Below are 1,757 nucleotides of genomic sequence, written 5' to 3'. Positions count from 1 at the left end.
CGGCCCATGTGCTCGTCCTCGGCGCGCAGCTCCGCGGTCTCCCGCGCGGCACGCAGCCAGTCGGTCCAGTAGCCCAGCCCCTCGGCATCCCCCGCCGTCCAGGCACGCATCAGCCGCGCCAGCGCCGGCAGGTCCACCGGCACCAGCAGCGCGCCGGCCTGCCCGGCGAGCCAGTCCGCGAGGTCGGAACCGTCGCGCACCGCGCCGTCCGCCACCGCCGTCTCCAGCCCGGCCGAGTAGGCGTACGCCCCCACCGGCAGGGTCGGACTGATGAGCTGCCACAGCCGCAGGGTGGCCGGATCAGGCATGGTCGTGGTGGTGGCCATGCCCGTGGCCGTAGGCCCCCGCTTCGGGCTCGAAGGGGGCGGACTCGTGGTGCACCGCCAGGCCGAGACCGGCGGCCATGGCGTCGAGGACGTGGTCGCGGCGGTAACGCAGCCAGCCCTCGCCGACCTGCAGTGGCACATGCCGGTTACCCAGGTGATAGGCGCCCCGCGCCAGGGTCGTGGGGTCTCCGGCGGTCACCGTGGACACGGCCTCGGCGGCGGCGGCGACCCGGACCACCGGGGCGCCGTCGCCGCCGAGGCGGTCGCCGTCGCGCAGCAGGGAGCCCCGCGGCAGATGCACCCCGGCATCCCGGCCGTCGTCCAGGGTGGCGCGGAAGCGGCTCTTCTGCCGGGTCTCGAAGGGCAGGGTCAGCACTGCCTCCGCGGACCGCACGTCGTCGTATCGTTCCGTGAGCTCGATCACGCTCGTCGTCTCCGTATCGTCGCCGCCCGCGCTCAGAAGAGGTAGTAGCGCTGGGCGAGGGGCAGCTCCTCGAGGGGCTCGCAGGTCAGGCGCTCGCCGTCGGCGCGGACCTGGTAGGTCTGCGGATCGACCTCGATGCTCGGCTGCCAGTCGTTGAGCTTCATGTCCGCCTTGGTCACCGTGCGACAGCCGGCGACGGCCACCGTGCGCTTGGCAAGGCCGAGACGGTCGGCGACGCCGGCCCTCGCCGCCGCCGCGGAGACGAAGGTCACCGCGGTCTCGGCGAGCGCGCCGCCGTAGGCGCCGAACATGGGCCGGTAGTGCACCGGCTGAGGCGTGGGGATGGAGGCGTTGGGGTCGCCCATCGGGGCGGCGGCGATCATCCCGCCCTTGACGATGACCCCCGGCTTGGCGCCGAAGAACGCCGGCTTCCAGAGCACCAGGTCGGCGAGCTTGCCGACGGCCACCGACCCCACCTCGTGGGCGATGCCGTGGGTGATCGCCGGGTTGATGGTGTACTTCGCGACGTAGCGGCGGGCACGGAAGTTGTCGTTGCGCTCGCTGTCCTCCGGCAGGGCACCGAACTGGCGCTTCATCTTGTGCGCGGTCTGCCAGGTGCGCGATACCACCTCGCCGACCCGGCCCATGGCCTGGGAGTCGGAGGCGATCATCGAGAACGCCCCGCGGTCGTGGAAGATGTCCTCCGCGGCGATGGTCTCGCGGCGGATGCGCGACTCGGCGAAGGCCACGTCCTCCGGAATCGCCGGGTCCAGGTGGTGGCAGACCATGAGCATGTCGAGATGCTCGTCGATGGTGTTCACCGTGTACGGCCGCGTCGGGTTGGTGCTCGACGGCAGCACGTTGGCCTCGCCGGCCGCCTTGATGATGTCCGGTGCGTGGCCGCCGCCCGCCCCCTCGGTGTGATAGGTGTGGATGGTCCGGCCCTTGAACGCGGCGATGGTGTCCTCGACGAAGCCGGACTCGTTGAGGGTGTCCGTGTGGATCGC

General features: G+C 72.2%; 3 protein-coding genes. All 3 read right to left on the bottom strand.

Features of this window, described 5'->3' with window-relative positions:
- Positions 1 to 326: urease accessory protein UreF (locus tag G7A99_RS19110; protein WP_305792339.1), on the bottom strand; the 326-nt coding region annotated here is incomplete at its 3' end.
- On the bottom strand, positions 301 to 750 hold the full coding sequence (ureE, locus tag G7A99_RS19105; RefSeq protein ID WP_163143180.1) for an urease accessory protein UreE: 450 nt from the start codon (positions 748 to 750) through the stop codon (positions 301 to 303). The genes G7A99_RS19110 and ureE, both read right to left, overlap by 26 nt.
- 32 nt (positions 751 to 782) lie before the next feature.
- The coding region (locus G7A99_RS19100) for an urease subunit alpha (RefSeq protein ID WP_163143177.1) at positions 783 to 1,757 on the bottom strand (975 nt) is incomplete at its 5' end.

The sequence above is a fragment of the Arhodomonas sp. KWT genome (genome assembly GCF_010993615.1).
This window is presented reverse-complemented; position numbering and strand designations above follow the sequence as displayed.